The sequence below is a fragment of the Novosphingobium organovorum genome (assembly GCF_022832435.1).
Classification (GTDB): domain Bacteria; phylum Pseudomonadota; class Alphaproteobacteria; order Sphingomonadales; family Sphingomonadaceae; genus Novosphingobium; species Novosphingobium organovorum.
The window spans coordinates 1-4,611 of record NZ_JALHLF010000180.1; the positions used below are offsets into that span (position 1 = coordinate 1).

At 67.6% G+C, this 4,611-nt stretch carries 6 protein-coding genes; 1 reads left to right on the forward strand and 5 read right to left on the reverse strand.

Annotation, left to right across the window (positions count from 1 at the left end):
* A partial coding sequence (locus MTR62_RS20020; RefSeq protein ID WP_244024262.1) for an amidohydrolase occupies positions 1-1,190 on the forward strand: 1,190 nt, incomplete at its 5' end.
* A gap of 203 nt (positions 1,191-1,393) precedes the next feature.
* Here MTR62_RS20020 and tatC read toward each other — a convergent pair.
* From tatC to MTR62_RS20045, 5 genes are all read right to left on the reverse strand, one after another.
* Positions 1,394-2,203, reverse strand: a complete 810-nt coding sequence (gene tatC, locus MTR62_RS20025) for a twin-arginine translocase subunit TatC (RefSeq protein ID WP_244024264.1) — start codon at positions 2,201-2,203, stop codon at positions 1,394-1,396.
* 15 nt (positions 2,204-2,218) lie between these two features.
* Complete coding sequence (gene tatB, locus MTR62_RS20030; RefSeq protein WP_244024266.1) at positions 2,219-2,638, reverse strand: Sec-independent protein translocase protein TatB; 420 nt, start codon at positions 2,636-2,638, stop codon at positions 2,219-2,221.
* A gap of 21 nt (positions 2,639-2,659) precedes the next feature.
* Positions 2,660-2,896, reverse strand: coding sequence for a twin-arginine translocase TatA/TatE family subunit (locus MTR62_RS20035; RefSeq protein ID WP_244024268.1), 237 nt, complete (start codon positions 2,894-2,896; stop codon positions 2,660-2,662).
* A gap of 66 nt (positions 2,897-2,962) precedes the next feature.
* Complete coding sequence (scpB, locus tag MTR62_RS20040; RefSeq protein WP_244024270.1) at positions 2,963-3,679, reverse strand: SMC-Scp complex subunit ScpB; 717 nt, start codon at positions 3,677-3,679, stop codon at positions 2,963-2,965.
* Entirely contained in the window at positions 3,676-4,518 is an 843-nt protein-coding gene (locus MTR62_RS20045) for a segregation and condensation protein A (RefSeq protein WP_244024272.1), read from the reverse strand. The genes scpB and MTR62_RS20045 overlap by 4 nt, the downstream gene beginning before the upstream one ends.
* Positions 4,519-4,611 lie beyond the last annotated feature (93 nt).

Consider the following 4,611-nt stretch of genomic DNA (forward strand, 5'->3'; position numbering starts at 1 on the left):
AGACCGCCGACCCCAAGGGCGGGCGGATCGTACGCGCGGCGGGCGGCGCGCCTTCGGGCGTGCTGGTCGACACCGCCGCCCGGCTGGTGGCCGACAAGGTCCCGGTGCCCCGCCCCGAAGACCGCGACACCGCGCTTGGCGAAGCGCAGCGCGACCTGCTCTCGCACGGCGTCACCGCGATCGCCGACATGGGCACGAGCATCGAGGACTGGCAAGCCTTCCGCCGCGCAGGCGACGGCGGGCACTTGCGCGTGCGCATCGTCGCTTACGCCGATTCGATTGCCAACATGGCGCTGATCGGCGGCCCCAAACCCACCCCCTGGCTCTACGACGACCGGCTCAAGCTCGCCGGGGTCAAGCTCTTCCTCGACGGCGCCCTCGGCTCGCGCGGGGCCTGGCTCAAGGCCCCCTACGCCGATGATGCCAGGACCACCGGCCTGCCGCTGCTCAGCCAGACCCAGCTCGGCAACCTGATGAGCCGCGCCGCGCTCGACCACTTCCAGGTCGCGGTCCACGCCATCGGCGACAAGGCCAACGCGGTCGTCCTCGATGCGATCGACGAGCTTTCGGCGACCTACAAGGGCGACCGGCGCTGGCGCATCGAACACGCCCAGATCGTCGATCCGGCCGACATCGCGCGCTTTGGCCAGCACGGCGTGATCGCCTCGATGCAGCCCCAGCACGAAACCAGCGACCGGTTCATGGCCGAAGCCCGGCTCGGGCCTGATCGGCTGACCGGGGCCTACGCCTGGAAATCGCTCGCGGCCACCGGCGCCACGCTCGCCTTCGGGTCGGACACCCCGGTCGAACCCGCGCGGCCCTTCCTCGGCATGGCCGCCGCGATCTCGCGCCAGGGCGCCGACGGCGAGCCTGCGGGTGGCTGGCAGCCGCAGGAAATCCTCCCCCCCCAGGCCGCGCTGGCCGCCTACACCACGGGCGCGGCCTACGCGATGTTCGCCGAGGATAGGCTCGGCCGCATCGCGCCCGGCTACCGCGCCGACTTTCTCTTCGTCGACCGCGATCCGCTCACCGCCGACGCCGCGCAGATGCGCGCGATCCACGTCGAGCAGACCTGGATCGGAGGGCAGCTCGCGTGGTCGGAAAAATCGGGCGAGGAGGACGCGCCGAAGCCGGCAGAGGACACGGATAGCAGCCCGCCAGAAGCGCCGGGCGAGGCTCAGGGGCGCTAGGAATTTTTGGAAAAATAATAAGGGAGACAAGGGATTTACCATCCCTTGACCCTGTGACTGTCGACCCCGTTGCGGACCGGGCGCCTTACGCGTGTTCGATGGAGCGTTTTGGAAAACGGTGTGAGGGCTTGTCGCCCTCGCGCCGGGCCAGCAGGCCTAGGCAAGGGACTAGGGGCAAGGGGCCGTAGCCCCTCGCCATCCCTTTACTCCGCCGGAGCCTCGATCGCCTCAGCCTCTTGCGCCGCGGCCTTTTCCTTGGCTTCGCGCCGCTCGGTGAACCACATCACCAGCAGCGTGCCTTCGAACAGCACGATCAGCGGCACCGCAAGCGCCACCTGCGAGATCACGTCGGGCGGCGTGGCGATCGCGGCGATGATGAAGATACCCACGATCACGTAGCGGCGCGCCGCAACCGCCTGCTGGCGCGACATGATCCCCGCGCGGTTGAGCAGCATGAGCAGCACCGGCAGCAGGAAGCTGATCCCGAAGGCGAGGATGAACTGCATGACCAGCGCAAGGTAATCGCCGGTGCCAGGCAATGCTTCGAGGGTCAGCCCACCCGCCTTGCCCTGGAAGCCCAGGAAGAAGTGGAAGGCCGTAGGCATGACCACGTAGTAGGCCATGGCCGCGCCCATCGTGAACAGGATCGGCGTGGCGATCAGGAAAGGCAGGAAAGCCTTCTTTTCCTTGGCGTAGAGGCCGGGCGCGATGAACGCCCAGATCTGGTTCGCGATCACCGGGAAGCTGACGAAGAAGGCCGCGAAGACCGCAATCTTCACTTCCACGAAGAAGGCTTCGTAAAGCTTGGTGTAGATCAGCTTGCCCTCGCCCGGCGGGAAGGCCTGCGTCAGCGGCCGCACCAGGAAGGCGAAGATGTCATCGGCAAAGTAGAAGCACACGCCGAAGGCCACGCCAAAGGCGAGAAAGGCCCTCACCAGGCGCTGGCGCAGCTCGACCAGATGTTCGAGCAGCGGTGCCTGGGTGTCGTCGATATCGGAAATCTTGAAGGCCATGGCGCTCGTGCTCGATCAGGACGCGGGGCGGGCCGGGTCGGTGGCCGGCGCGAGATTGGGTTCATTGGGCACGGGCGCATCCCCCGCGGCCGGTTCGGGCAGCGCGGCGGCAGCCGGCGGCGGCACGTCCGTCGCAGGAGCCCCCTCGAGCGTCTCGGAGGCCGTTGCGGGCGGCTGCATTTCCTCGGCCGTGGGCAGCTGAGGCGCGGACTTCATGATCGCCTCGTTCTGCTCGCGCCACTTGCGCTCCATCTCCTCGAGCTCGGCTTCGCGCACCATGGCATCGATCCCGGCGCGGAAATGCCCGGTGATCTTGCGCATCTTGCCGATCCAGCGTCCGGCGGTGCGCATTGCCAGAGGCATGTCCTTGGGACCGATGACCACGACCGCCACGATGACGATCATGAGCAGTTCGGTGGAACCGATGTCCAGCATAGCCGTCTAGGGCCTTCTGGCTCAGGCCTGCTCGTTCTTGGTCGGCTCGCTCGCGCTGGGCGCCACTTCGGCCGAAGTGATCTGCGCGGGCTTGCTCTCGGGCTTGGCGGGCTTCGCCTCGTCCTCGTTCATGCCTTCCTTGAAGCTCTTGATGCCCTTGCCGAAGTCTCCCATGATTTCGGAAACTTTGCCACGGCCGAACAGCACGAGCACGATCACCAGAACAATCAGCCAGTGCCAGATCGAAAGGCTACCCATTTCTTCTACTCCAAAGTTCCGTTCGACCGTTATCGGTCACGCGCGGACCATCTAAGCGGTTTCCCGCTAAGTTGAAAGCCCGTCGTCGCCTCGGTCGAAATCGTCGGTGTCGGTATCGTCCATGTCGGCATAGTCCGTGTCGAGATCGTCCATGTCGGGATCTCTCGATGCGAACGGTTCATCGGCATCCACGGGTGCGGACGCCGCCGGCGCGGGGTTCAGTGCGTCCTCGATCATAGCATCATCGACCGGATCGAGCAGCCCCGCCGCACGCAATTCGTCGATTCCGGGCAGTTCCTTGAGCGATTGCAGCCCGAAATGCGCCAGGAACTCGGGAGTCGTGGCGTAGATCACCGGGCGTCCGGGCACTTCGCGGCGCCCCGCCGCGCGCACCCAGCCCGCCTCCATCAGCACGTCGAGCGTGCCCTTGGCGGTCTGCACGCCGCGAATCGCCTCGATCTCGGCGCGGCTGACCGGCTCGTGATAGGCAACGATCGCCAGCACCTCGGTCGCCGCGCGCGAAAGGCGACGCAGCTCTTCCTTCTCGCGACGCAAGAGGTGCGAAAGATCGGGCGCGGTCTCGAAATGCCAGCGCCGTCCGCGTTCGACGAGGTGTATGCCGCGCCCGGCGTAATCCTCCTGCAACTGGCGCAGCGCCGCGCGCACATCGGCATCGCCCAGGTGGCGCGAGAGCTGCTCGACGCTCATCGGCTGCTCGGCCGCGAACAGCGTCGCCTCGAGCGCACGGACCAACGCGTCGGCTTCGGGCAAAGGCCCCGTCATCCCCGCAGCGCCCGCACCTGGATCGGCCCGAACACGCTGTCCTGCACGATCTCGACCTTGCCCGCCTTGGCCAGTTCGAGCGCGGCGACAAAACTCGACGCCAGCGCCGACTTGCGCAGCTGCGGGTTGCTCCAGGCGTCCTGTGCGGGCGGCAGGAAATCGCGCAGCTCGATCCAGTCAATCGCCACGCCGACCATCGAGGACACCCGCGCGATCGCGGTGTCGAGCGTCATCACCAGGCGTTCGCGCACCATGTGGACCACCGGCTGCGAGCGCACTTTCACATCGCCATAGGCGCGCACCAGATCGTACCACGAGCATTGCCAGCGGTTGCGCCGCTCGACCCGCAGGCCTTCAGGCGCGCCGCGTACAAAGACATCGCGCCCCAGCCGGTCGCGCGCCATCAGCCGCGCCGCCGCCTCGCGCATCGCGCCCAGGCGCTGCAGGCGCAGTTGCAGACGCAGCGCCAGCTCCTCGGGACTGGGATCGGGCTGCTCTTCCTTGGGCAGCAGCAGCGCGGACTTGAGGTAGGCGAGCCAGGCCGCCATCACCAGATAGTCCGCCGCCAGCTCGAGCCGCATCTCGCCAGCGTGGTCGATGTAGTCGAGATAGGCGTCGACCAGTTCGAGGATCGAGATCCGTCGCAGGTCGACCTTCTGGCGCCGCGCGAGGTCGAGCAGGAGGTCGAGCGGGCCTTCCCACCCTTCGATCTCGAGATAGAGCGCCTGCTTGCGCTGTTCGGCCTGCGCGGTGGCTTCCCACACCGCCTCGGCCTCACCCAGCGCGATTCCCGGCTCGAAAGGAGGAGCCTCCCCTCCTGCGCTCGACCCCGCGTTCATCGTCGCCCGGACACCGCTCAGGCGACCGACTGCGCGATCAGCGCGTCGCGCGCCGCGCGCAGCGCCGCGCCATCCCCGCGTCCCGCGTCCGGC